At 35.1% G+C, this 25457-nt stretch carries 22 protein-coding genes; 9 read left to right on the top strand and 13 right to left on the bottom strand.

What is annotated here, in order from left to right; translation table 11 throughout:
• Positions 1-23 precede the first annotated feature (23 nt).
• Positions 24-1973, bottom strand: a complete 1950-nt coding sequence (locus B9Y84_RS01845) for a M1 family metallopeptidase (RefSeq protein ID WP_085515390.1) — start codon at positions 1971-1973, stop codon at positions 24-26.
• Between the two features lie 227 nt (positions 1974-2200).
• On the opposite strand from B9Y84_RS01845, the gene B9Y84_RS01840 reads away from it, so the two are divergent.
• A complete protein-coding gene (locus tag B9Y84_RS01840) occupies positions 2201-3091 on the top strand; it encodes a 3-hydroxybutyryl-CoA dehydrogenase (protein ID WP_085515389.1) in 891 nt (296 codons plus the stop codon).
• Complete coding sequence (locus B9Y84_RS01835) at positions 3091-3321, top strand: DUF3820 family protein (RefSeq protein ID WP_085515388.1); 231 nt, start codon at positions 3091-3093, stop codon at positions 3319-3321. Before B9Y84_RS01840 ends, B9Y84_RS01835 begins: the two co-directional genes overlap by 1 nt.
• A gap of 72 nt (positions 3322-3393) precedes the next feature.
• Here the strand turns inward: B9Y84_RS01835 and B9Y84_RS01830 are convergent, their stop codons facing one another.
• The 8 genes from B9Y84_RS01830 to B9Y84_RS01795 form a co-directional block, all read right to left on the bottom strand.
• Positions 3394-3807, bottom strand: a complete 414-nt coding sequence (locus B9Y84_RS01830; protein ID WP_085515387.1) for an exosortase F system-associated membrane protein — start codon at positions 3805-3807, stop codon at positions 3394-3396.
• A complete protein-coding gene (xrtF, locus tag B9Y84_RS01825) occupies positions 3797-4321 on the bottom strand; it encodes an exosortase family protein XrtF (protein WP_085515386.1) in 525 nt (174 codons plus the stop codon). Before xrtF ends, B9Y84_RS01830 begins: the two co-directional genes overlap by 11 nt.
• Entirely contained in the window at positions 4318-4947 is a 630-nt protein-coding gene (locus B9Y84_RS01820) for a NeuD/PglB/VioB family sugar acetyltransferase (RefSeq protein ID WP_085515385.1), read from the bottom strand. Before B9Y84_RS01820 ends, xrtF begins: the two co-directional genes overlap by 4 nt.
• Complete coding sequence (locus B9Y84_RS01815) at positions 4948-5547, bottom strand: acetyltransferase (protein WP_085515384.1); 600 nt, start codon at positions 5545-5547, stop codon at positions 4948-4950.
• A gap of 68 nt (positions 5548-5615) precedes the next feature.
• Complete coding sequence (locus tag B9Y84_RS01810) at positions 5616-7652, bottom strand: tetratricopeptide repeat-containing sensor histidine kinase (RefSeq protein ID WP_085515383.1); 2037 nt, start codon at positions 7650-7652, stop codon at positions 5616-5618.
• 311 nt (positions 7653-7963) lie between these two features.
• Positions 7964-9961 carry an OmpA family protein gene (locus B9Y84_RS01805; protein WP_085515382.1) on the bottom strand — a complete coding sequence of 666 codons (1998 nt, stop codon included), beginning with the start codon at positions 9959-9961 and terminating at the stop codon, positions 7964-7966.
• Positions 9962-10025: 64 nt separating this feature from the next.
• Complete coding sequence (locus tag B9Y84_RS01800; RefSeq protein WP_085515381.1) at positions 10026-11129, bottom strand: mechanosensitive ion channel family protein; 1104 nt, start codon at positions 11127-11129, stop codon at positions 10026-10028.
• Positions 11126-14056 carry a hypothetical protein gene (locus B9Y84_RS01795; RefSeq protein ID WP_085515380.1) on the bottom strand — a complete coding sequence of 977 codons (2931 nt, stop codon included), beginning with the start codon at positions 14054-14056 and terminating at the stop codon, positions 11126-11128. Before B9Y84_RS01795 ends, B9Y84_RS01800 begins: the two co-directional genes overlap by 4 nt.
• Before the next feature lie 173 nt (positions 14057-14229).
• On the opposite strand from B9Y84_RS01795, the gene floA reads away from it, so the two are divergent.
• Positions 14230-15117, top strand: coding sequence for a flotillin-like protein FloA (floA, locus tag B9Y84_RS01790; RefSeq protein WP_085515379.1), 888 nt, complete (start codon positions 14230-14232; stop codon positions 15115-15117).
• Positions 15118-15143: 26 nt separating this feature from the next.
• Here the strand turns inward: floA and B9Y84_RS01785 are convergent, their stop codons facing one another.
• From B9Y84_RS01785 to B9Y84_RS01770, 4 genes are read right to left on the bottom strand one after another with little or no spacing between them, the layout of a single operon-like run.
• Positions 15144-17603 (bottom strand): leucine-rich repeat domain-containing protein, encoded by a 2460-nt coding sequence (locus B9Y84_RS01785; protein ID WP_085515378.1) that lies wholly within the window; start codon positions 17601-17603, stop codon positions 15144-15146.
• Positions 17590-18375: a hypothetical protein gene (locus B9Y84_RS01780; RefSeq protein ID WP_245830800.1), complete on the bottom strand. Its 786-nt coding sequence runs from the start codon at positions 18373-18375 to the stop codon at positions 17590-17592. Before B9Y84_RS01780 ends, B9Y84_RS01785 begins: the two co-directional genes overlap by 14 nt.
• A 41-nt stretch (positions 18376-18416) precedes the next feature.
• Complete coding sequence (locus tag B9Y84_RS01775) at positions 18417-19001, bottom strand: hypothetical protein (RefSeq protein ID WP_085515376.1); 585 nt, start codon at positions 18999-19001, stop codon at positions 18417-18419.
• A 30-nt stretch (positions 19002-19031) separates the two neighbouring features.
• Positions 19032-19535, bottom strand: coding sequence for a nucleoid-structuring protein H-NS (locus B9Y84_RS01770; protein WP_139827918.1), 504 nt, complete (start codon positions 19533-19535; stop codon positions 19032-19034).
• Positions 19536-19977: 442 nt separating this feature from the next.
• Between B9Y84_RS01770 and B9Y84_RS01765 the strand changes: the two genes are divergently transcribed.
• The 6 genes from B9Y84_RS01765 to B9Y84_RS01740 all read left to right on the top strand — a co-directional run bounded on the left by B9Y84_RS01765 (position 19978) and on the right by B9Y84_RS01740 (position 25393).
• On the top strand, positions 19978-21603 hold the full coding sequence (locus B9Y84_RS01765; RefSeq protein ID WP_085515374.1) for an ABC-F family ATP-binding cassette domain-containing protein: 1626 nt from the start codon (positions 19978-19980) through the stop codon (positions 21601-21603).
• A 43-nt stretch (positions 21604-21646) separates the two neighbouring features.
• Positions 21647-22759 (top strand): MBL fold metallo-hydrolase, encoded by a 1113-nt coding sequence (locus tag B9Y84_RS01760; protein WP_085515373.1) that lies wholly within the window; start codon positions 21647-21649, stop codon positions 22757-22759.
• Positions 22716-23456 carry a pseudouridine synthase gene (locus tag B9Y84_RS01755; protein WP_085515372.1) on the top strand — a complete coding sequence of 247 codons (741 nt, stop codon included), beginning with the start codon at positions 22716-22718 and terminating at the stop codon, positions 23454-23456. Before B9Y84_RS01760 ends, B9Y84_RS01755 begins: the two co-directional genes overlap by 44 nt.
• Positions 23457-23520: 64 nt before the next feature.
• Entirely contained in the window at positions 23521-23871 is a 351-nt protein-coding gene (locus B9Y84_RS01750) for a translation initiation factor (RefSeq protein ID WP_085515371.1), read from the top strand.
• Positions 23837-24355, top strand: a complete 519-nt coding sequence (locus B9Y84_RS01745; protein WP_085515370.1) for a DUF2062 domain-containing protein — start codon at positions 23837-23839, stop codon at positions 24353-24355. Before B9Y84_RS01750 ends, B9Y84_RS01745 begins: the two co-directional genes overlap by 35 nt.
• Before the next feature lie 180 nt (positions 24356-24535).
• Positions 24536-25393, top strand: a complete 858-nt coding sequence (locus tag B9Y84_RS01740) for a universal stress protein (RefSeq protein WP_085515369.1) — start codon at positions 24536-24538, stop codon at positions 25391-25393.
• The last annotated feature ends 64 nt before the right edge of the window (positions 25394-25457 follow it).

The following is a 25457-nucleotide window of genomic DNA, read 5'->3' as shown; positions in this document are numbered from 1 at the left end:
GGAGAGCTTTCTTTAATTGATTACTATTTTTCCTCATAATAAGGACTAGGCCAAACATCATTACTTCCATTGATATCTGGTAGTATTTTATTAGGATCAAGTTCTATTTTTTCAACTTCTTTAGCGGTGCTTAACAAGTGATTCCAAGAATTTCCTCTTTGCCAAATTTCTACAGGCAGTTCTACTATTTCTTCGGAACCATCGGCATAAGTAACTTTCATCTTAACAGGCATGGGTACTTCACCTTTATTTGCTAATACAAGTAAATAACTACCTTGATAAGGATATACACCATCTAATGCAATGTCAATATTACCATTTCCGTAGAACCATGTTCTCCAAAACCAAGATAAATTTTCTCCCGAAACATTTTCTATTGTATTGAAGAAATCACCTGGTGTTGGGTGCTTATAAGCCCATCTGTTGATATATGCTTTAAAAGCATTATCAAATCTTTCATGACCTATAATGTATTCTCTTAGCATTAATAATCCCATAGCAGGTTTCATATACGCAATCATTCCTAAATTTCTAGTGTTAGCAACATCCGGGTAAGTCGCTATTTTTTCTCTATTTTCACTTGTTAACCAGCCTGTATAGCTTCTGGTTTCGTCCAAATCATCTGCAAACTCTCCATCATTGAACTCTTCAGATGAATAGAAATTGATAAAAGTGTTGAACCCTTCATCCATCCAAGCATACAATCTTTCGTTGCTTCCTACTATCATGGGAAACCAATTATGGCCAAACTCGTGATCTGTTACTCCCCAAAGGGATTTATTTTTAGATTGGTATCCGCAGAAATTTAGTCCTGGGTATTCCATTCCTCCAATATCAGCCGCAACATTCACTGCATTAGGATATGGATATTCAAACCATTTGTTAGAATAATGCTCAATGGAAGCTTTAGAGTACTCAGTAGAGCGACCATAGCCATCTTCCCCATCACTTTCTTTTGGATATGCAGATTGTGCCATTGCTTTTTTACCGCTGGGCAAATCGATTTTAGCCGCATCCCATATAAAGGCTGGTGACGATCCCCAAGCTACATCTCTAGCATTCTCAATCTTGAACTTCCATGTTATGTTTCCTGATTGTTTTGGTCTTGTCTTAGAGGGATCACCCACTTCATCTGCAGTAATGATATGGATTGTTTCATCACTTTTAGCAGCTTTCGCCATTCTATTTTGCTGCTCAGAAGTCAAGACTTCTGAGGGATTCAATAGTTCACCAGAACCAACTACTATATGGTTGTAAGGAACTGTAACATTGTATTCAAAATCACCATAATCCAAATAAAACTCTCCAGCACCTAAGTATGGTTGGGTATTCCAGCCTTGTATATCATCAAATACCACCATTTTAGGATACCATTGCGCCATTGCAAAAATTGTCCCATCATCAACTTTCAGCTGACCCATTCTATCCATTCCCTTTACTGGAATCTTATATTCGAAATTCATACTGATGCTAGCTGTCCCACCTTTTGCTTCAACTGGCTCATCAAAGAACACTTGCATTCTAGTATCATTGATAATATACTCACTTGATGGATTTCCTCTTCGCCCACTAACTGCTTTCAAATTAGTGATCTTATAACCGCCATCCATATCTCCTGCATATCTGTTTCCTTGAATTGGGGTAGTTAGTGTACCTCTTGAGGTTTCAGTAAATCGATTCTGCTCTAAATGCAACCAAACAAATTCTAAATCCTCCGGACTATTATTAACATAACTAATAGTGATTTTACCATTAATCATTTCATTCTCTTCATCTAAAGTCACATCAATCTTATAATCAGCACTATTTTGCCAATAATTGTAACCTGGTTTACCAGAAGCCGATCTGAACTCATTTCCACTTCTGTCTCCAAAAAATTTAAACAAATCCTGGTTGCTCTCTTGCGGATCCTGTGCAAATAGGCTAGTCATTACGCCTAAAAACATCAAAATCGATAATTTTAATACTCTCATATATTTCGTTTAAGGTTTGTATTCGATAATACACGAAATTAGTATATTTTTATTGTCATCCACAGTATTGTTTGATAAATGGGTTTGAAGCTAGAAGTTTGGTATTAAATACCTTAATTCTTGGTTTCTCCATATACACTTTTTCCAACATCTTTTCGAATCACGGGTTACTAAGGCAATGCATATTTTATATCTTTGCCACAGCTAATAATAAATAAAAATAAACTATGGAAAATATATCAGTAATAGGTTCGGGAACAATGGGTAACGGCATTGCGCATGTATTTGCACAAAACGGTTTCAAAGTTTCTTTAATCGACATCAGTCAAGCAGCCCTTGAAAAAGGAATGGCCACCATCGGAAAGAATTTGGACAGACAAGTAAAAAAGGAACTCATAGACGAGGCAAAGAAGACTGAAACTTTAAATAATATTACGACTTTCACATCAGTTAAAGATGGCGCAAAAAATGCTGATTTAGTAGTAGAAGCTGCAACAGAAAATACTGATTTAAAACTAAAGATCTTTAAAGAATTAGATGAAGTTTGTGATGAAAAAACTATTCTAGCTTCAAATACTAGTTCTATTTCTATTACCAAAATTGGGTCTGTTACTAAAAGACCTGACAAAGTAATCGGAATGCACTTCATGAATCCCGTTCCAGTTATGAAATTGGTGGAAATTATCCGTGGGTACTCTACTTCTGACGAGGTGACTAACCGAATCATGGAAATGTCTAAAAAATTGGGTAAAATTCCGGAAGAAGTAAATGACTATCCTGGATTCATAGCTAACAGAATTTTAATGCCTATGATCAATGAAGCAATATTTAGCTTATTCGAGGGCGTTGCTGGTGTGAAGGAAATTGATTCCGTTATGAAGTTGGGAATGGCTCATCCTATGGGACCGCTTCAATTAGCTGATTTTATTGGTTTGGATGTTTGCTTGAGTATTTTAAATGTATTGCATGATGGCTTAGGAGATCCTAAGTATAGACCATGTCCACTACTAATTAATATGGTGCAAGCTGGAAAAATGGGGTCTAAGTCAGGTGAAGGCTTTTACAACTATAGCCATGGAACTAAAGATTTGGTGGTGGCCGATACTTTCAAAAAATAATGGAAGGATTAAATCCTGAAATCTTAAAAGATTTAGTCAGAGTAAAGATGCCCTTTGGAAAATACAAGGGCACTTTACTTTGTAATCTTCCCGTCTCCTATCTGGAGTGGTTCAAAAGAAAAGATGGCTTCCCTGCCGGAAAGCTAGGCATGCAAATGGAAACGCTTTGGGTGATTAAGACCAATGGTTTGGAAGATTTACTAAAGCCTCTTCTTAACCAGAGAAGATAAGAAGCTTAAGCTTAGACAAAAATGTTTATTTTTCTGGTACTTTTCACTTCTAGATTATTTTGACTCTATCGCTTAATTGTTTCGTTGAATATAGATAGCAGGGATCAAGAGCACCATCAAGGTAGGATTGATTATCAATCTATGAATAAAACTAATATACATATGATCAATGTCAGTCGAGAATCTTAAGATGAAATAAGGGATCAATAAAAAGAAAAATCCTACTCCCTCAACTGCCAAACCAAATTTCACGTATTTTTTATCGTAGAAAAGTGCGTAGATCAGTAAGAGCACTAAATTATCATTCAATAAAAATCTAATACCTCTGTTAAATATAAACTTATTTTCACCACTCAATGAATCGAAGAAAAGAATGCTGTAATTGAAACGCTGAACAATGAAAATAACACCTAGCCCTATCAAACTAATTAAGATTAGAGAAACTCTAAGGCTCCGATCTGGTTGTAACCAATGGTTATTTTTCATTTACTTTAAAGATCCAAAGTGCCCACATGCCAAATACGGCAATATAAATAAAGGCTGTAAATAAATACTTATGACTAAAATACAAGAAATCAGGCATAGAAATGGTGACGTGAAATAATAGTAATATCCTGAGAATATTGAATAGATGAATTACTACTAACCCTAAAGGAATAAACCACAACAACCTTGCCCCGATCTTACCATAAGCAATTAAAAACGAAACGAAAATAATCATCACATTCAAGCCGTTACAACCTTCATAAACTGATAATATTGCGCTACTCTCTTTATAAATATAAATGCTCTTTAAATCATCTTTAGGACCAGTACCAATCTTATCTTCATATGTACCTATTATAGTTGCAGTCTGTTCTGTGACCCACTTGGTCATAATATCTGCTTCTCCTTTTGAGGCATCTAAATAAAAACCATATAGCACATTTAAAATGATGTATAGACCAATAAATTTAGCCAAGAAAAGGATCGAAGGTTTAAAATCTTGATATAAGCTCACTTTTCTAAAATTTTTGCAGGCACTCCAATGGCTATTCTATTTGCTTCCAAGTTTTTGATGAGCACTCCGCCAGACCCTAATACTGAATTTTCGCCCATTACAATTCCGTTTAAAATCGATGCTCCGCTGCCAACATAGGCACATTCCTTCAGATTAACATTTCCCGCTAAATTAGCTCCAGGCATTACAGAACTATAATCTCCAAGGCGAGTGTCATGTCCTATGGTAGCATTTAAGTTTACGACCGCGAAATCACCAATCACAATATTCGTTGTAAGATTAGCTCCCGCACAAATAATACTTCCTTTTCCAATGGAAATAATATCATTAAAAAAAGCATAAGGCGAAATTACCTTAGAAAAGTCCACCTGAGGATTTGTAATTCGCTCCACTATTTTTTTCCGAATCTTTCCGCTTCCAATTCCTAGTGCTATTGAAATTGGAGTTTTCCAGTTATTCAGTTTTTCTGTATTACCCAGATAAGAATTACCAAGTTCTAGAGTCTTATCTTCATCATCAAAAAAACCTAAAAAATGATAAGGATGACCTTTTTTAATAAGTTGCTGAATAATTAAATTCACCTCTCTTCCAAAGCCTCCGGCACCATATATTGCTATTTCCGTCATCTAAATTGTCTTTATCACTCTAGCAGGATTCCCCACCACTATTGAATTGTCAGGAATATCTTCTACTACAACTGCTCCGGCTCCGATTGTGCACCATTTACCGATTTTAATCAGAGGAATTACAGTTGAGCCTGCTCCGATCAAAGTTCCTTCACCAATTTCAACACCACCACAAAGTGAGGCATTTGGGGCAATATGTGCAAAATCTCCCACTTTACAGTCATGATCTACGCTTGCACATGTATTAATGATTACATGATTACCAATTTTAGCATCTGCATTTATCACAGTACCCGCCATCACTACTGTGCCCTCTCCTATTTCCACATGTGATCCGATATTTGATTTTTTATGGATGGCAAAACCAAATTCTGCATCACCTAAATCTGACACTACCTTCTTGCGAGTGGCATTTTCACCGATAGACACAATGCATTCCTCTATTGAATCTTTGAAATCTTTCGTTTTACCCATAACAGGTATGCCCCAAAGTTCTCTCTTTGCCTCATCCTCATCATAAAAACCTTTCACTTGCACGCCTTTTGACAAAAGAATATCAATAATCACTTTTGCATGTCCACTGGCTCCGAATAATAGCATACGAAATATTATAATTTTAAAGGATTAACTGTCAAATTAATTACAAAGATAAAATTAAGTATTAGGAATTAATCTAATGATATTACAAAATGTGTAAAAACGTCATCATCTTGATCATAGTAAACGCTTACTCCTATTTTTTCTGCCAGTAAATTAACATCATATAATCCTAATCCAGTATTTTTCGGGTTTCGGCTACCTTTACTGAACATTTTAAACAAATCAGGCACAAGTTCAGGCTCTACTCCTATTCCGTTATCCTTGATGTGAATTTTAATTCCCTTACTGATCTGGCTTTCTACTAGGATTTCAATAATGGGTTTTTCTTGCGCCCTGTTGATATGTTGGAATGAGTTTTTCAAGATGTATTTTATGATAAGCTTTAAAATAGTCGGGTCGGTATGAACAATAAAATGATCTTCAGCGTCAATAAGTAATTGAACATTATTATTATCTACAGTTTCCTGAAAAACTTCTTTTATCTCTTCTAACAATTGAGAAATGTTGGTGTCCTCAAATTTTAAAATACTCTCATTTAGTTGATTGCTTTTCAATATCCTCTTCAACAACACATTCATGCTATTGGCTGTATCCAGAATTAAATTGACATAGTGAAACGTTTCGTCCTGATTTCCTTTAATCGATTCAATATCTTTCTTCATTAAATTACATAAGCCCAGGATACTAGCTATTGGTCCTTTCAAATCATGGGCACTTCTATAAGTAAAATGGTTCAATCTCTCCTTAGTGATTAGTAGATTTTGATATGATTCGTTCAGCTCTTGTGTACGAAGCGCCACTTTTGACTCTAAATTGTCGTTTAATGTCAATAACTCCTGATGACTCTCCTCAATTAATTCTTTAGCCTCCTCAAGCTGCAAAGTTTTATCTTCTAGCGCTTTTTGTCTTAAGGACAACTGTGTGTTCAGCTTACTCTTTTCTTTAATTCTGATGATAAGAATTAGAAGGCCGGTTACTAAAAAAAAGACCAAAAAAACTAATAATAAGTTCTGCCAATACTTAGTCTCTAACTTCTCCGAATCGAGTTGGCTCTTCGTTTTAAGAATTTGCAACTGCTTACTTTGAACCTCCTTCTCGTATTCAGCTTGCAAAGAGGACATACTTCTTTGCGTTCTTTCATCAATTAAACTGTCATTTGCAGACTGGTATTTTTCCAAATAGTAAAAAGCACTATCAAAACTCTTCAATTCTTTATGAATATATGCAAGCCTTTCATAAGCTTGCTTTTTTCTTGGTAGCGATTTAACAGCTTCTGCCACATATAACAAGGTGTGAAAATAATGCAAAGCTGAGTCATATTTCTTAAGTTCTTTATAAGTACCCCCTAAATTTGACAATGCATATGTAGCCCCATATAAGTCATTACGTTGTAAATCTAGTTGCAGAGATCTGCTGTAAAATCTTAAAGCTAAGCTATCATTACCTTTTGACCCTTCTATATTACCCAAATTGATATAGGTTATCGAAATACTAACTGAATCCTGTAAAAGTAAAAATAGACGTAAAGCATTTTGATAATAATATTCTGCGGAATCCAAGTCATGTAGTACGGCATTTGCAATATTCCCAAGATTACCATAAGATTTTGCCATACCTAAACTATCTTCAATCAGCGTTCTGATTTCTAAGGATCTTTTATAATACTGATAAGCATCTTCCAGCCTGCTTGCCTTCCAATATGTATTTCCAATATTATTTAAAATACGTGCTTTGAAAAAAGAATTATCGAAGGAATCAGATAAATGTAAGCCTTTGAAGAAATCTATTAGAGCACTATCGTAATCACCAGAATAGGTTTTCACTAAACCTAAATTTGAGTAAGCTGATAAAATCCCATCTTTATCTCCAATTTCAATAGCTAGATTCAATGCTCCTCTAGCATATTCTAAAGCATCTGTAACGTCACTGGATTTCAAAGTTTCTGCTAGCTCATTTAGTATTTGCACTTGATCGCTTTTGACTTCCGCTTTGGACAACTCAATTTTTAAGCTATCTACTAAACTGCTTGGCTGCGCATTTAACTGCCCATAACACCCGCACGATATTAAAATAAATACAAAAATGTACGTTTTCGGATATAACATAGGTGCAACTCTTCAATATAATATCGTCAAAATATTTATAAGTCCATCATCAAATCGACAAATAACCCCTTTTAATGGATAAAAACTGCAGCTTAACTCTTTCTAAAACTTCAAATAGCAAAAATTGAAATTAGGCTGATTCGTTTTTACTACTCTGGATATCAGAAGGGACATTTTAAAAATCCCATTTAAAAAAAGCACTCAAAACCAAACACAGAAATGTTTAAAAATAAGCATTCTGAAATGTATGCCTGGTTTGAGTCTTCTAAATTAATTAGCCATTGATACCTAAAATAGGTACTCATAAACTATTAAAAAAACACAATTTCAAATTCAACTCTCCTATTTTTCGCTCTACCGTCCGCAGTGTCATTGCTTTCTATCGGCTGCATTTCTCCATAGCCAACGGCATCTAATCTTAAAATTGCAATTCCCTGGTCCATCAAATACTTTTTGGTGGCTTGAGCCCTTTTATGAGATAGTAACAAATTAGCATCATCATCTCCCTGATTATCAGTATGTCCTGAAATTTTTAATTTATAATCTGGATTCTCTTCCATTACAGTAACCACTTTATCTAAAATCGGCAGAGATTGGCTGCGAATAACATCTGAAGCTAATTCAAATTCAATCCCTTCTAATGCTTCTTTTAATACCTCCTTAGTTTCTTCAGTAATCTCAGGACAGCCGTTGTTTTCGAAAACACCCGCCAGAGTTGGGCAATCGTCTTCAATATCAATTATGCCATCCTCATCAGAATCTTTAGGTTTTGGCTTTTCCCAATTCATGCTTATGATTTTAATTGTAATTCGATCTTCTAATGCGATTCCGTTCTTTAAAGCAACATCTCCATTTGAAGAGAAAGAAATCTTCTCACCGGCACCCTTAATTCTTAATCTATCAGGATGAATATTTTTCTTTTCAAAATACTCAGCTACTAATTGAGCTCTATTATAAGAAAGTCTTTCATTTTCGGCTTCGAGCGGTAACTGAGAAGTGTGGCCAATGATTTCTATTTGCATTTGAGGATTGCTTTGTAAAAGCGAAGCAAATCTATCCAACTCAAAATAGGCATCCGACCTAAAAATATCAGCATTATTTACAAAAGTGATATGATGGACTGGGATTTGAGATCCAACAGCAATCGGTACCATTCCGAGCTGTTGTTCTTTCTCTAAGTATTCGCCGAGCTTAGTCAAATCTTGATATTGTAAGATACCAACATAACCCTTTTTTACAGGTAAATATTGATAAAGTGCCCCTTGTTCTAAAATGTGCAAAAATCCATTCTCTGTGTTTGATGCCACATCCTCATTCTTTTGGTAATTAGTGGTATTCACAAATTCAATATCTGCTTCCAACTTACTTCCGTTTGAAATATTTACTACTTCGCCCTTCAATAGTAAAACAGGATCTGGTCGGAATTTGTAGGGCAGATTCATCTGATAGATATCCTTAGAATTTGCAACACTTCCTTTGGTAGTCACGAAATAAGCATTTTCTCCTCCTGCGTCAATGGTATAGTATGCTTCGAATTCCTTTGTATTAACCTCAGTACCTAAATTCTCTGGCTTAGACCAATTCTGCCAGCTGTCATCCAATCGTTTGGAATAAAAAATATCCGCATCTCCATATCCACCGTGGCCGTATGATGCAAAAAATAGTGTCTTATTATCTGCTGCTAAAAAAGGAGAAAACTCAGGAGAATTTGAGTTTATTTGCCTACCTAAGTTCACTGGCTTAGACCAATTTCTCTCATCAATTCTAAAGCTTACGTATAAATCTTGGTCGCCAAAGCTTTCTTCTGTTTCTATAGCCAGCAAAAGTGTTCTTTCATTATTGGCTAAGTAATAATCTATATACTCATTTAAATTATAAAACTCTTGTATATTAATCATCTGAGGATATTGCCAACGCCCACCTTTTCTATGCGAAATAGAGGCCCCATCTAATACATCCCCATACTCATTGTAAGCATTAATTATTAGCAAAGTGTTACCGTCAGGAGTCACTGAACTCACCCCATTTGGATATTTATCATTTAAAGGCTCTCCAATATTCCGGGCTGCTGACCAATTCCCATTTAATCTCTGAGAAACATAAATATCCTGCGGGTCGTTGGAGCCAGAATAATTTTCAGGATAGTTTTGCCTTGCAAAATATAAGGTGTTGCCATCTGGTGAAATCACGGGTTTAGTTTCCTGATAAGATGAATTGACATTAGACCCCAAACTCTTTGGGACTTCGCTCTGACCGACTGCAAACTTGACAGATAAGATAGCTAATAGAACAATTAAAGATTCACGCATGACTTGTTTTTTGTGCAAATTAATTAAAATATAAGTATTTTAAGAAAGTATCCGCTTGTAGTTTTCAAAATTCGCCAGTCAATATCCCTTCTTGAACTAATTCTGTGATAATCAACTCTGTCATATCGCTTTTAAAACGGAATTCATCTCTTATATCCATTACATAAGCCTTTACCCTCATTTTATAGTATGAATGCGTATTATTGACTTCATTCAAGAAAAGTATAGTAATAGGTTTTCCAAGGTAAATATATTTGGAAACTGTTGCTGCTTGAGTAGCTATTTCTCTGGTCTTAATAGTATCAATTGTAAGTGGTAAATAAATCTCAGCCACTACTTGACAATTAGGCTCTCCAGCGTTAGAGTTTGATAAAGAGCTGTTCATCATTACGGCATTGGGAACTGAAACCAAAGAATCGTCAGGCGTAACGATTCGTGTAGAACGGAGACCGATCTCTACTACTTCCCCATAATATTTATCAACTTCAATTTTGTCTCCAGATACGAAAGGTCTATCCAGCAAAATAACTATACCTCCGAATATGTTTTTCAGAATATCTTGCGAAGCAAAGCCTATAGCAACTCCGATTGAAGCAGACACTGCCAACATAGAAGCTACGGAGGGTTTATAAATCACTACAATCACTAAAGTAACGATGATGACCCAGCCTATGATCTTAACAATTGGGATAGAACCCTTAAATGCAATCCTGTACTTGGTACTCCGCTCGGCTAACGCATTCAATATGAAGGTAATGACTTTTATGAATAGAAATCCAAAAAGCATAAAAACCACGGTGTAAAAAAGATTACCACCTGAAATGAGGTTTGATAATTCTTCAATTTTACTATCATCTAACCCTTTTCCATCTCCACTGTCTTCGGTTTTCACTACTAAAGTATCAGCTGCTATAAGACCGTTTTCTTGGTTTTTTTCTGATTTCTTTATGGTGTTTACGCTGTCTGCTTGAAATTGTAAGGAATCAACGCTCAAAAGTGGCTCTTGAACTTTAGCCTTTTTAGTTTTAGGAGTATTATCTTGAACAGTAGGCTTCACTCCTATCAAGCTTTTCTCTTGACTCTCAATACTATCTTGAGCCGAAACTTGAAATGCAATCAAAAGCCCCATCAAAAGGATTGCTAGCCATTTTATTTGCCCAAATTTCATAATAAATTTCTAGATTTAAGGAGTTGCACAGTATTTCTATAAATAATCGGATTAACTAGATACTGTGTTTCTTTTTCAATAAGAACACCATCTTCTAATAACTCCAACAACAAGAATTTAGCTTTTGTAACACTATATGACAAGACTTTGGCAACTTGCTCCAGTTTTAGACCATCATGCATGATCAAAGCTTGTAATACAAAAACCCTATCATTCTTAAGGGATGCTAAGAAGCTCAAATCAGGTTTTTTAAAGCTCTTAATAATAATAGTTTGATCATCCACTTTTTTCGTAGATAACAACCAAAACATTAAGGCCATACTTATATTGCTCTTTGCAAAATTATTTAAATCTTTAAAGAAACGTTCTTTCAAATACTGCTGTCGCTCCGCATCATTTAGCTTTTTAAACTTTTTGTCACTGCTATCTCTTTCCACAGCTTCAAATTTTATCCTAAAGCCACTAATACGATTTCTTTTGATAATAAGCTGACTGATTTCAGTATCGCTTAAAGGCTCAAGCGGAATATGATAACTGAAAAATGCACTCATTTTCAAAGATCTCTCCAAATACTCAAAAGTGTAGATAGACATGGTTCCTATCCAAAAAACATTGCTCTGGGTAGCAGTCATGATATCAATAAATTCAATCAGAGCTTTCTGACCATGCATTTCACGTAAAAAAAGCTTCTGTAAATTTTCAAAGATAATCACTCTCTTCCGACCTGAATTCAAAAAGTCAATAATAGCCTGTTTATCCATGAGCTTAGTTTCCAATAAGTCCGATAACCCTTGAAACAATGCTTGCGGATCAGGATCATTTACTTTAAATTCCGTACGAAGTGGAACACTGTTGAATTTGATATTTTTAACTGCATAATTAATGAGCGATGTCATTCCACTCCATTTCTCAGCGGTTATCAAAACTGAAGCATATTTACCACCCGACCAAGCTAAATAGGCTGTCGATAACTTTTCAATTTCACTTTCCCTTCCTTCAAAAAGGACCATATCGGTTAAGGGCTCAATAGCATATAATCTTTTATAAATAACAGGTAAGCCATCAATCACCTGATTAGATTCGTTAAGAAAATCAGAAACTGCCCGGTTAGGCTCATTTTCGATAGTGGCGGATAGAAACCGCTTCGACAGTTCTTCCTTTAACTCCCAAGCCTTCTGGTAATAGACCAATGTAAATTTCTTGGCAACCTCAAAATATTTTTTTACAAAATCTAAGCCTTGTTGCGTGAGTGCCTCTGACTTCTGAATTGCTTTTGCTTTGTTTATTCTTAATTTTATTGCAGATACATTTTCATTTTGCTTAAGGCCCTGCAATTCTTTAATAAGCTCTTCGCTCATGACTTTAAGCTCATGCTGCGCATTTTTAATTACTTCTTGAATTTGGACATCAGCTTCCTGAGCGGTGTTTTCAGCTCTTTCAAATCCATCTACTATTATGCTGCGCGCCTGGCTAACGTTTGCTTCTGAACTCAAAGAATTGGAGGCAGCGCTCAATACATAATTTACTATTTCATCAATATCTCCTACCTTAATCAATATATCTCCCATCTTCTGGAAAATATTACTTTTTAAAGTTTCCAGTTGCTGATTCAATTTTGGTTTAAGCTCGAACGAGAGTAACTCGTAATTTGAAATAGAAGAGAGCTCACTATCTTCTAACGGCTTATCAAAATGGTTAGACTTAGTAACTGCATAATCACTTGCCAACTTTTCTATACGCTCCCCAATCAAATGCTCTAGGCGATCCATTTGATTTAAGATAGTATTCTTAGACAGGCTCTCTTGCAACTTCTGTAACAAACCCTTATCCAATTGCTTATTAGTAATATATTTTACCTGAGTAATCTTTTTTGAAATATCTTCTTCTTCGCTTCCTCCCTCATTAAAAGTTGATTGCGCTTCTGCTAGAAAGGATTTAATAGAATTAATGAAATTACTTTGAAGTTTACTATTCCATTCTCCAACATTAGTGTTTAATTCGTCAATGCTTTTATTTACGAAAGACTGCAAAGCTGATAATTCAAGTTCGGAACGCCAATCTTCGAAAAGCGCATGAATTGTATTATTCCACTGATGATTTTTTCTAGAAAACTGCTTCTTTAATTGCTTAAAATCATTTTTCAGTCGCTGAGAGCTAAGTAATTTATCCTTCAACTCAATAGTACCTGCAAGATCGTACTCTTCTTCAAATGACTTACATAATTCCAGATATTCGTCATTAATCTTGGTTTTGATGGCTTTTACGAAATCTGGATTAAAACCAACATCAAAGCTTTCGCTGTCTGTGCTAATTTCTTCTGTGGGCAAATCCTCGTAATCTTTTAGTTTGACCAGCGAAGCTGTAAATTCTTTTAAAATAGATTGATTGAGTTCACTTATGAAATCTTGAAATCCATTAAAGAAATGCCTTTCAAAGAGTTGTTTTACATTAATTTCATGCTTCCAATATTTTAAAGGCTTCTTTTGCTTGCGAAACAAATTAATAAAGTAAAAAGGCAGTTTGCTCAAGTGGAAGATGAAAATCTTAAATGGCTTCTGCACTTTTAATCGGAAACGGTCTTCTTTTAATAATTGAAACCTATTTGATATTTGTTGCTTAACAGTAACATCCGGTACTGAAGTCTGCAAGTTTCTAAATTCTGTAATCAAGCTAGCGTGTAGCACTTCGAAATCTGATTGCTGCAAATTAGGACGTTCCGAATAAGTGTTTTTTATAAATTCGAAAATAGCTTGCTTATATTCATCATCTGCTTTGAAATTCGATTCCTCTGTCTGCACGGGTTTTTGTAGACTCACAAATTCAAAATGAGCTGTAAGAAATTCTCTTTTTTGCGCAATAAGTCTCTGAAAATAATCTTGCAAAAATGAATGCCATTGTGCTGCAAGCTGTTCTAGATTTTCTGTCATTAATTAAAATATAAGCACCCTTGAAATATAGTGCATGTTACCAAATATTCAATTCTAGTACAAATAAAGATTAAGGAAGTTGGTAGTTTAGTCAAAAATTAAATAAACATAATTAAGACAAAATATAAGGGCAATTCACTACCTTTCAGCACACTTATTAACGCTGATATCAAATGGCATTATATTCTATTTTTTTACTGCTTGCCATTTTGGTCGGTATATGGTTATTGCTATTCATATTTCCGGTTAATATTTGGATTACGGCCATTTTCTCTGGCGTAAAAATTAATTTGTTAGAATTAGTTTTTATGCGGTTCAGAAAAGTACCTCCTGTGCTAATTGCCAATGCCATGATAAATGCCACAAAGGCCGGTATACTTGATGTCACGACTGAAGAAATGGAAACACACTATTTAGCCAATGGCAATTTACCTAATGTCATTAAAGCATTAATTGTTGCTGATAAGGCAAATTTGCAACTTTCTTTCAAACAAGCTACTGCAATTGATTTAGCAGGAAGAGATGTTTTACAAGCCGTACAAGTTTCAGTAACCCCTTATATGATTGTAGTTCCCGCCATTACTGGGGTATCTCTTGATGGAATTCAGCTAATCGCTGAGGCACGGGTCACAGTACGTACTAATTTGGGTAGATTAGTGGGTGGAGCTGGTGAAGAAACTATCAAGGCTCGAGTCGGACAAGGCGTAATTTCCTGTATTGGAACAGCTAAAACATATTACGAGGTACTGGAAAATCCTGAAAGTATCTCTAAAAAAGTATTAGCAGATGGTTTAGATGCTGGAACTGCATTTGAGATATTATCAATAGATATAGCAGATATCGATATAGGAAAAAACATTGGTGCATTTCTACAAATAGATCAAGCCTCAGCGGATTTGAATATTGCGAAAGCAAAAGCGGAAAAAAGAAGGGCTATGGCGGTTGCTTTGGAACAGGAAATGTCCGCTCGCGTACAAAGAGCAAAAGCCACCGTTATCCAAGCCGAGGCTGAAATTCCGGTAGCATTATCTGGCGCTTTCAGAACAGGGAGATTCTATTAAAAAATTTCCCTTTGAGGATTAAGGGGCTAATAAAACCTTATTATACAATCTGGGTGGCCTTCTTTAAATTTATTAATACTGAAATCAAAGATTCTAGTATTGTAGCATACAAACTGTTCAATATTATACAAGTCTTCAAGTCTTCCTATCCAACGGACTTGTGTACTTGATATATCCAAGTAGTTTAAGCCAATTAATGTTTCTATACCTTTAATGTTTTTTATTTGAGTTCCTTTTAGACTCAAGTATCGTAGGTTTTCCATTCTTTCCAATGGCCTTAAATCGGAAACTGCTGAAAAATCTAAAGTCAATTTTTCCAAATTAGACAGTCTGTTTAAAGGTTGTAAATCTGTGATAGGACTTTCCTTAATACTCAATATTCTTACATCTTTTACAGCGAATATACTTTCTAAATTACTCAAACCAACTTTTTCCAAAACCAATTGTTCTACATAGATAAATTGTGACAAAGGATGCAGATTTTTAATATCCTCATCTATAATCGCAATACTTCTGATAGCTGTTAATTCATGTAATTCTTTGACTGTAGGATTGTTACTCAACGGAAATTGTAACTTAAAAATTGATTGCCAATTAGGGTCCAGTTCATTCCACCAAGTATTCATCCCTTTCTGATCGTATATCACCGCACATTCCATAGATTTTTGGGATAAAAAGTCGCGCACAATTTCCTTTTCGATTCCACTTCTATCGACATTTAGTTCAATTAAACTATTCAACTTGCTTAGTTGCAAAAACTGATCTTCTGAGAGTTGATTATTTGCTAAATTTAACCTCTTTAATTTCTTTAAAGTAAGAATTGATTTAACTGAATTCAATTCAATATTCTCAGCCTCCAAAACGCTTAAAGAATTTAAGCCTTCAATAGGTAATAAACTTTTTATTCTATTATTGGAAATAGACAAATAGCGTAATCTTGAAAACTTACTCAGCGGATCTAAATCAGTTAAGCCATAATCATCAAGGCTAAGACTATCTTTCAAAATCAGCTTTGTTAGCTCTTCTTTTTCAGGTTTGCTACTCAACTGTCTTTCGAAATATCCAGAGAAGACATTTTTCCAAGATTGATCTAGATTCGTCCACCAATGCGACAATTCTTCTGAATTTACTATCAGTAATTTCGTAGGATTTGAATCCACAAAGTCACTGATATCTTGTTCACTCACAAATGTGTTGTCTGCATAAATTTTTTCTAGCTTTTTTAAGCTTTGCAATGGTTCCAAATTTTCAACCTGCGTATTATTGATATTGAGGATTTGTAGCTTCTGGTAATTTTCTAAAGGAGACAAATCTGAAATAAAGGCAAATGAAACATCAAGTCTTTTCAATGTTTCTGGACTCATTCTATTATTCAAACTGGATAAATTACTTTTTGCCATATTGAGCTCTTCTAGCATCTTCATTTCAGAAAACACTTCAGGTTCGTTAAAAAACGTTTCACTAAGATCTACCTTTGATAGTTTTTGGAAGTGCGCCAGTACTTTAAAATCACTGATATCTGCACCGGATAGATGTAATTCTTTTAAAGCTTTAAGATTTTCCAATTCATCAATCTTCTCAACCGGAGTAAATGAAATATCCAGATGCTCCATGTTCTCAGCATAGCGTAAAAAGCTTAAATTCTTTATTGCAGTGTAAGAAATATTCAAATGCTTCAATTCTGTAAGACTACTAAGGGGAGCAATATCTTCAATTCCAGTATGGCTCAAATCTATGAATTCTAGATCAACCAAAAAGCTGATGGGTTCGAGGCTTATGATTGTTTCATTACCAGAAAAATCTAATGAATCAATGGAAGCTATCTTATTTAATTGGTTGATCTGTAAACTATCATCTTCACTTCCAATCTCATTTTTAAAAATATTCTGCCAACCTAAGGAAAGATTATCCCACCATTCTTTAATTGCTTCATCTCTGCTTACCTTAGTCGTGTAAATACTTGCAATCTGAAGTTCATTATTTTCTTTATTCAAATTGATTTCAACAAACCGAGTTTTACTATTAAGAATAGACTCCCCTTCAATCCCTGTAGCTTTTAATGTCCTAGTAAGCTCAAATTTAAAAGACAAGCCCCCATTATCTCGTAAAAAGGGTTCACTTGATTTAACGTCAAAATCAAAAGACGCTTCTTGAAAGAAGAAATCTATGTCTTTCAGATAAGCAGTTACATCTTTATTAATTAATACATTTCGATTTTCAGTTAAATCATCTTCAATTTGAATTTTACTATCCCTGAAGATCTTTAAATAGCTCTCTCTAATGATTACATCTTTATCTCTAGGACTTGCCTCTTTGCTACCTAGTGTATTCAACAAATACTCTAGAAAACGAACTTGGTCTTCTGCTTTAGACTGATAGGATTTAACTTCCTTATTATCAAAACCTTCAATATCTTGTCCATCAAGCTCTATACTCAATAAAAAAACAAAGCTAAAAAGAATGAATACAACACTATTTTGCCTCATAGATAAATGCTTTCAGTTTTGGAATATCTTGCCTTTGGAGTTTTGTCAAATCAGAAATTAACCAACCACTATTATAACCAGATCGGTTGTATTCAGTAATTTGAAAATACCAGCCTTCACATTGGAAGAAATGAAATCTACTGTTCTTAACGGTTTTAAACTGAAGCTGCTTTGAAGCCATTTCATAAAGAAAAATAGACAAAGGATCTACTTCAAAATCATCGCCAGTAAAATCTACAGCATTTTCCTGATTCAAAGATTTATGTAAATTCATGAAATCCAACTCATGACTCATAGGGTGCAAAAAGGCTTTTTCATCTCCTTCATCTTTATCAAAAAACTCCTGATAATAACTTGAAGCAACCTGCTCTAAAACCCACTCATAACCTTTTCCCTCTTGTTGAATTTTAAAGAAAAGCAATATATTCTCTTGCTGACCATCCCGATTAAAAACAGCATTGACTTCTGCAAACCAGCCTTCTCGATGGAAATCTAAGAACTGGGGATTCCTTTTATCAGTAACATCATTTATAAAAGACTTTTTCTGATCAATAGAAATGTTTTGGTTCTCTCTGTCAAAAAGTAGTGTAATATAATCCTTTCGCAAAGAAGTTTCCCTAAAGGATTTATCATTTTCATAAAAGCGATTCCCTTTTTGGTCCTCTTCCCCATTAAATCGTCTAAAAAATTGATTAACCTGCTTAGTTGACGCATACAATTCAGATTCATCTGAAGTGCTTCCATCTCCCTGCACAATTTGGGCAGGGAGCATGAAAGGTAAACTTAATAATAAATTGAGAATGACAATTCGTATCATGAAGAAGTTTCCGTCACACGAATATCGCCTAACATCACGTCCCAAAACTCGATAGTTCTACCAGAAATTTGAGTTTTCTTTTTCTCAACATATATGGTAATATCTTTTTTGGTGGTGTCTTTATAATTCAAGCCATCATCTGAAGATCCTTCAAACCTTTGGTAAACAGTAACAATGCCAACATATTTACCATCTGGTTGCTTTTCCAAATCACTGATATAATGAATATCATACCAACTGATTTTTACCTTATCATAATTCAAAGCCATCAAACGCTCAAAGTATTTTCTCACCTTATAATACTCAATTTCTTCAGTAGTTAAGGAAGAAACACCCATCTCGCTATCGGGAGCAAAAAGTTCTTCAGCTCTATCCATTACTCGATTAGCTTCCGAATAAGCTGTTTCTTTGTCGCCAATAATGCTAATATATTTACTAAGGTCCCGTACTTTTTCCAGTGCTAATGAATCAATGGCCTGCTTTCGTTGAGGCGAAACGTCATCCGTTTGTGCGAAAGCACCCGCTGAAAAAGTAATTAGCAAGGCGATTAAACCTATATATCTTATCTTTAATAGTTTCATTTTTTTACAATTTTAAGTGACTTTTATGAATTATTTTCTGATCAATTCTAGTTCGGTAATTCTACCCCTTTCATTGGTTTTGACCTTGTAGATATCATTCAGATTTTTACCTTGATCTTTTAAATAGTTCATGTAATCCAAAATATTGGTAGGCTGATCATAATCCTTAGTGCCATCTGCTGATTCATTGATGATAATCAAAACTGGAACATCAGGAGAAGCAAACATTGATTTAGCTTCGTTTATATTTCTATTAGCTTGAGTGGTATTAGCTGAAGAACTAGCAATAGCGTTAAAATAATCATCCAACTTGGAGGAAATAGTTTTCATTTTAATTTCCTTCTTCTGAGATTCAGACTCTCCTTTCATCTCCACATCTACTGTCGTATTATCCGGTTTCTCTTGCTGAGTCTCAACGGCTTCATCATTTTTAGAAGTATCTGCCATTTTCTTACTACTCTTGCAAGCAAATAAGCCTGCACTTAAAATCAAACACAAGGCGGTTAGCCTAAAAATAGATTTCAATTTGTTCATTTCATACAATTGTTTAGTACACGTCTTGTAACGTATTTTTAGGAGAAAGTTATATTTGTCGATAGAAATAATTGATTTGTCGATAAATATAGGTGCTTAGTGTTGTTAAAACATAAAGCCATTGCAGGCAATGCTCATCACATGAGCTTGGTATTGCTGTTTCGGTTATTAATTACCATAATATTATACCGCTAGGGCAAAAATTTATCATACTTCTGCATTTACTCTTTTAAAAATAGTAAACAAAAAAAACATGTCTACTCACTAAAATCGAAACGTCCAAGTTCCATTCGGAAGGATATTTTAGTACTAAGCGGCTACTGTTATGTTACCTAAGCCCAATTAGGGAAGGAGCTATACTATTTTTCACAAATATCTAGTCTTTAAAGCTCACCACTCTCAATGAATATCCGTACCTTTGCACTTTGATTGAAAAAATACTATGATTAATACCAGTAATTTAACCCTACAATTTGGAAAAAGAGTTCTATTTGATGAAGTTAACATCAAATTCACGCAAGGAAACTGCTATGGCGTAATTGGTGCCAACGGAGCAGGAAAATCCACTTTCCTAAAAATCCTTTCAGGGGAAATTAACCCTACTAAAGGAAATGTTAGCCTTGATTCCGGCAAAAGAATGGCTGTGCTAAAGCAGAACCATAATGAGTTCAATGAGCACTCTGTTTTAAATACCGTGATGATGGGACACGATAAATTGTGGAACAACATCAAAGCCAAAGAAGAATTATACAGCAAGCCTGATTTTTCTGAAGCAGACGGTATTAAAGTATCGGAATTAGAAGAAGAATTTGCTGAAATGGATGGCTGGAATGCTGAATCTGATGCTGCTGCTCTTTTGAGTGGTTTGGGCATTGAAGAAGAGCATCACTACAAATTATTGAAAGACGTTGACGGTAATTATAGAGTACGTGTCCTTTTGGCGCAAGCGTTATTCGGCAACCCTGATGTATTGATTCTGGATGAGCCTACCAATGATTTGGATATTTATACCATCGCTTGGCTCGAGGATTTCCTTTTGGAATTCAAAAACACCGTTATCGTAGTTTCTCACGATAGACACTTTTTGGATACGGTTTGTACACACATCGTAGATATTGATTTCAGTCAAATCAGCATGTATTCTGGAAACTATTCTTTCTGGTATGAGTCAAGTCAATTGGCTTTAAGCCAAAAATCATCTGCCAACAAAAAGGCAGAAGAAAAGAAGAAAGAGTTACAGGAATTTATTGCTCGATTTAGTGCGAATGCATCTAAATCGAAACAAGCGACTAGTAGAAGGAAATTATTGGATAAAATCAATGTAGAAGACATAAAACCTTCTACTCGTAGATATCCTGCTATTATCTTTAATCAAAATAGAGAAGCGGGTGACCAAATCTTACAGATTGAGAAACTCAACAAAGCAGTTGAGGATAAAGTCTTGATTAAGGATTTGGATTTATTCGTTAATAAAGGGGATAAAATATCTGTTTTGAGTAAGAATAGTTTGGCTACCACTGCCCTATTTGAAATCTTGAACGGTAGTATGCAAGCTGACTCAGGAAGTTTCAAATTTGGACAAACCATTACCACTTCGTATTTACCGAACCACAATGATGAGTTTTTCCAAGGGAAAGAAAACTTAATCGACTGGTTAAGAAACTACTCTGATGAAAAAGATGAGGTTTACATCCGTGGATTCTTAGGTAAAATGCTATTCACTGGTGAAGATACTTTCAAATCTGTAAATGTTTTGTCAGGAGGAGAAAAAGTAAGATGTATGGTTTCAAAAATGATGTTAACTGGCGGAAATCTTTTAATATTGGATGAACCTACGAACCATCTAGATTTGGAGTCCATTCAGGCTTTCAATAATGGCTTGAAAGACTTCCCAGGTACTGTACTATTTACATCTCATGACCATGAATTCACCAATACTGTTGCTAATCGTATCTTGGAAATTACTCCTAATGGAAACATAGACAGTTTAAAAACCTATGATCAATACATGGACGATGACAGAATTCAAGCTCAGAGAGCTGAGTTATATGGTAAAGTGACTGCATGACATTCATTGGAACATTAAATTCATTTTGCAGTTTAAACAAATAATGAAAATTTTAATTAACATCGTAAAAGGCTTACTCATCGTAGTAGCCTTTTTCTTTTTAGGCTATTATATGGTAAAATATTTTGTTCCCTCAGTTGGTAAAGCTCCTAATTCAGAAAAGATGGCAAAATCTCCTTATTACCATAAAGGAAAATTCATCAACTCAGTTGAGACGAAAAGTGCTGAATTCTCCCAAACGCCTCGCATCCTTAGAAATTATTTTAAAAGAGATGTAGAAACAAATCCTACTGAAGACTATATTTTTTCTGAAACCAACAAGCAGGAAAATGACAGTATTTTGCAAGTTAATTGGTTGGGGCATGCCGCAATCCTTTTCTACAAAAATGGTAAGTATGTATTAGCGGATCCAATGTTGGGTGAGCGTGCTTCACCCTTTACCTTCATGGGCCCGAAAAGATTCAGTGCCCCTCCTATTTCTGCTGAAAATCTTCCTGAGTTGGAAGCTGTAGTGATTTCTCACGACCATTACGATCATTTGGATTATGAAACCATCAAAAAAATAACAGCCAAAACAAAATATTTTTATGTACCTACTGGTGTAAGTGCTAGTTTAGAGTATTGGGGTGTTCCAAAAGAAAAAATAAAGGAATTTAGCTGGTGGGATACCCATACTGAAAATGGAATTACAATCACTGCCACACCTGCCCGCCATTTTAGTGGTAGATTATTGAGTCAAAACAACACCTTCTGGGCTTCTTGGGCCATTGAAATGGATGGGGATAATATCTACTTTGGTGGAGATACTGGAATTTTCGATGGATTTGAAGAGATTGATGCTAAATTGGGCCCATTCGAAATTGCAATTATGCCCATAGGTGCTTATAATGAAGCTTGGCATGATATCCACATGGATCCTAAAGAAGCTATTGAGGCTTTCAAGCAAATGAGAGCCCTTAGATTATTTCCTATTCATTGGGGAACTTTTGACTTGGCATTGCACAGCTGGTACGAGCCTATTCATGAATTAGAACAACTTTCAAGTGAAACAGACTTGCCTCTTTTGAGTCACCCGCAAGGTAAATGGTTTAAACTGTCAGATAAGAGTAATAATGGATGGTGGAGGAAGTATTCAAAAGAGATTAGCAGTGAATAATGGTCCATTAGAAATCATCTACAGAGATGAACAAATCATAGCTATTAACAAGCCACACGGCTTACTCGTTCATCGAACCAAGATAGCAACGGAAAGAGATGTTTTTGCTTTACAATTGTTGCGAGATCAAATTGGCCAGCGTGTTTATCCAGTTCATAGAATCGATCGGAAAACATCGGGTATCTTACTATTTGCCCTAAATGAAGATGTTAATGCTCGTTTAAGTACTCTGTTTAGAGAGCAACAAATTGCAAAAACATACTGGGCAATAGTCAGGGGTTTTACTGATGCTACAGGAACTATAGATTATGCCCTGAAAAAAGACAACGGTCAGTTACAGGAATCTATTACCCATTATAAAACCTTAGCACAAACTGAAATACCAGTTCCCTTAGGAAAATTTGAAACATCTAGATACTCTCTAGTAGAAGTACAACCTGAAACTGGGCGAATGCATCAAATCAGGAAGCATTTGGCGCATATTCATCATCCTATTATCGCAGATCGACCGCACGGATGCAATAAGCAGAATAGACTATTTAAAGACAAATGGTCTATGGATAGCATGCTCTTGCACGCCAAAGAGCTTGAATTTAAACATCCTGTGACTCATGATGTTCTACGTCTAAGAGCTAAAATTTCATCGGAATTTGAAAGGACTTTAAGCTTTCTTAAATTTGAAAAAATAATTAGCTAGAATTGATAGAAAAGGACTAAACTTTGAGTTTACTAAACGTATAAGAAGTATAGAAAAACTAACAATGAGCAAGAAAAGTAAAAAGCAAAGAGAAGGTATCGTTTATTCCACTTCAGATGATTTCGAGTACGAGTATGAGGGGCAAGAAGAACAGGAGACACTCCCCGCCTCTCAACAAAATCTGAAGGTACAACTAGACAAAAAAGCAAGAGCTGGCAAGAAAGTCAGTTTGATTAGCGGGTTCATTGGAACTGAAGATGATCTAAAAGATCTTGGAAAGGTACTCAAATCAAAGTGCGGAGTTGGTGGAAGCGTAAAAGAAGGAGAAATCCTCATTCAGGGAGATTTTCGAGATAAAATAGTAGAAGTTTTACAAAAAGATGGCTACAGCAAAGTTAAAAAGGTGGGCGGTTAGACGCTTACGCTTTTATAAAGATAAATATATATTTAAACTCAAGCGCTATACCATAGCAATACTCACTTCTGATAAATCAGATGTATCAATTGCTTTGAGCTACGCTTTCGGAACCTTAATTGCCCTCTTACCAACACCTGGTTTTAGTACGGCAATTGGGATCGGTTTTATAACTGTATTCAAACAGCTCAACAAAATGGCTGTATTGCTCTCCATGATGGTTTGGAACGCCATTACCATAATCCCTATTTTTTGGCTAAGTTACAAGATAGGAAGTAGGATTTCCAACAGTCTACCCGATGTAGAAGTTCAAAATGAAACTATGCGACAAATCTTACTGTTTTTCAAGCAATTTGCACTAGGTAATTTAACTTTAACTATACCCATCTCCATCGGAAGCTATTTCTTAGCAATATTGCTGCTACAATTAGCAAGAAAAATGAGGCTTCGACAGACCCAAAGGAGAGGTGGAATTACTGCTTAAAGTTTTTATTTTTTGACACAAAAATAACTCTTAATAAGATGACTTATATCAGCTTAAGATATACTTTAAGTCAACGTATTTCGGTTTAAATATTTCTAATTTTAAAATACAAACAGCAATCAATACATTATTGGACAAAAGCTGTTTGTATAACTTTTTTGAATTCTAAAATTAGAAGCCATGATAAAGCACATATTAGTTCCAACCGACTTTTCTGATTGCGCAATGAATGCTTTGGAATATGCACTTAAATTTGCAAAACATATCAATCCACAAGCGGAAATCACTATTTTAAACGCCTATACCGTACCATTGGCTTACGCTGATTTTAATATAGCGTATGATGTGGGTGAAAGTGTTGAAGACATTAAGAAATTCATCGATTCAGAATTTGATAAAATTGAAGAGAAAGTCCCCATGATAAAGGATTTTGAATATGAACCCGTTAAAACTGAGAATTATGTTAAAGATGCGGTTGAAGAATTTTGTCTGGAAAATGATGTAGACTTGATCATTATGGGAACAAAGGGCGCAAGCGGTGTAGATGAAGTTATTTTAGGTACAAATGCTCATCGAGTTATTAAAGCAGAAGTTGCACCCGTCTTAGTCATCCCAGAAGATGCACGATATGTTGATATTAAGAATATCGCATTATCAAGTGACTATAAAGGTATTATTGCGGAGCTTCTAAGCCCAGTCAAAGCTATTCGACAAGCCTATGCCTCTGAAATTCATTTGATCCATGTAAGTGCTGAGCCTATGCTAGATAAGGAAAAAGCGGAAGAGGCAAAAAACTTAGAGCTCCATTTAAAGGGCCTACCGCATCAATACCATTTTATGGTTAACAGAAATGTAGAGTCCGGAATTGATGAGTTTGCAGAGAGGAATAGAATTGATTTATTAGTGGTCTTGCCAAGGAAAAAAGGGTTATTCGAAAGCTTGTTTGCTAGAAGCGAATCCAAATCTCTAATTTTCCATACTAAGGTTCCTTTATTAGCACTTTCCTCTTCTAAAAGGAAAATTATTGAAACAGACTGAAAAAAATTTCTATAAAAAAGGCTCGAATCTCGAGCCTTTTTATGTTATCAACCATTACTATTTA

This window comes from Marivirga sericea (assembly GCF_900177665.1).
GTDB classification, from domain to species: Bacteria; Bacteroidota; Bacteroidia; order Cytophagales; family Cyclobacteriaceae; genus Marivirga; species Marivirga sericea.
The sequence above is the reverse complement of the archived record's forward strand: the minus strand, read 5'-3'. Positions and strand labels throughout refer to the sequence as shown.

What these genes read in the sequence shown, in the direction of transcription:
- B9Y84_RS01810 (WP_085515383.1), bottom strand. Translation starts at nt 7,652, where the DNA reads ATGTTATATCCGAAAACGTACATTTTTGTATTTATTTTAATATCGTGC.
- floA (WP_085515379.1), top strand. Translation starts at nt 14,230, where the DNA reads ATGGCATTATATTCTATTTTTTTACTGCTTGCCATTTTGGTCGGTATA.
- B9Y84_RS01740 (WP_085515369.1), top strand. Translation starts at nt 24,536, where the DNA reads ATGATAAAGCACATATTAGTTCCAACCGACTTTTCTGATTGCGCAATG.
- B9Y84_RS01815 (WP_085515384.1), bottom strand. Translation starts at nt 5,547, where the DNA reads ATGCTATTATTCGGAGCCAGTGGACATGCAAAAGTGATTATTGATATT.
- B9Y84_RS01760 (WP_085515373.1), top strand. Translation starts at nt 21,647, where the DNA reads ATGAAAATTTTAATTAACATCGTAAAAGGCTTACTCATCGTAGTAGCC.
- B9Y84_RS01845 (WP_085515390.1), bottom strand. Translation starts at nt 1,973, where the DNA reads ATGAGAGTATTAAAATTATCGATTTTGATGTTTTTAGGCGTAATGACT.
- B9Y84_RS01830 (WP_085515387.1), bottom strand. Translation starts at nt 3,807, where the DNA reads ATGAAAAATAACCATTGGTTACAACCAGATCGGAGCCTTAGAGTTTCT.
- B9Y84_RS01745 (WP_085515370.1), top strand. Translation starts at nt 23,837, where the DNA reads ATGGCTACAGCAAAGTTAAAAAGGTGGGCGGTTAGACGCTTACGCTTT.
- B9Y84_RS01805 (WP_085515382.1), bottom strand. Translation starts at nt 9,961, where the DNA reads ATGCGTGAATCTTTAATTGTTCTATTAGCTATCTTATCTGTCAAGTTT.
- B9Y84_RS01755 (WP_085515372.1), top strand. Translation starts at nt 22,716, where the DNA reads ATGGATGGTGGAGGAAGTATTCAAAAGAGATTAGCAGTGAATAATGGT.
- B9Y84_RS01820 (WP_085515385.1), bottom strand. Translation starts at nt 4,947, where the DNA reads ATGACGGAAATAGCAATATATGGTGCCGGAGGCTTTGGAAGAGAGGTG.
- B9Y84_RS01780 (WP_245830800.1), bottom strand. Translation starts at nt 18,375, where the DNA reads ATGCTCCCTGCCCAAATTGTGCAGGGAGATGGAAGCACTTCAGATGAA.
- B9Y84_RS01795 (WP_085515380.1), bottom strand. Translation starts at nt 14,056, where the DNA reads ATGACAGAAAATCTAGAACAGCTTGCAGCACAATGGCATTCATTTTTG.
- B9Y84_RS01835 (WP_085515388.1), top strand. Translation starts at nt 3,091, where the DNA reads ATGGAAGGATTAAATCCTGAAATCTTAAAAGATTTAGTCAGAGTAAAG.
- B9Y84_RS01800 (WP_085515381.1), bottom strand. Translation starts at nt 11,129, where the DNA reads ATGAAATTTGGGCAAATAAAATGGCTAGCAATCCTTTTGATGGGGCTT.
- B9Y84_RS01775 (WP_085515376.1), bottom strand. Translation starts at nt 19,001, where the DNA reads ATGAAACTATTAAAGATAAGATATATAGGTTTAATCGCCTTGCTAATT.
- B9Y84_RS01750 (WP_085515371.1), top strand. Translation starts at nt 23,521, where the DNA reads ATGAGCAAGAAAAGTAAAAAGCAAAGAGAAGGTATCGTTTATTCCACT.
- B9Y84_RS01770 (WP_139827918.1), bottom strand. Translation starts at nt 19,535, where the DNA reads ATGAACAAATTGAAATCTATTTTTAGGCTAACCGCCTTGTGTTTGATT.
- B9Y84_RS01840 (WP_085515389.1), top strand. Translation starts at nt 2,201, where the DNA reads ATGGAAAATATATCAGTAATAGGTTCGGGAACAATGGGTAACGGCATT.
- B9Y84_RS01785 (WP_085515378.1), bottom strand. Translation starts at nt 17,603, where the DNA reads ATGAGGCAAAATAGTGTTGTATTCATTCTTTTTAGCTTTGTTTTTTTA.
- B9Y84_RS01765 (WP_085515374.1), top strand. Translation starts at nt 19,978, where the DNA reads ATGATTAATACCAGTAATTTAACCCTACAATTTGGAAAAAGAGTTCTA.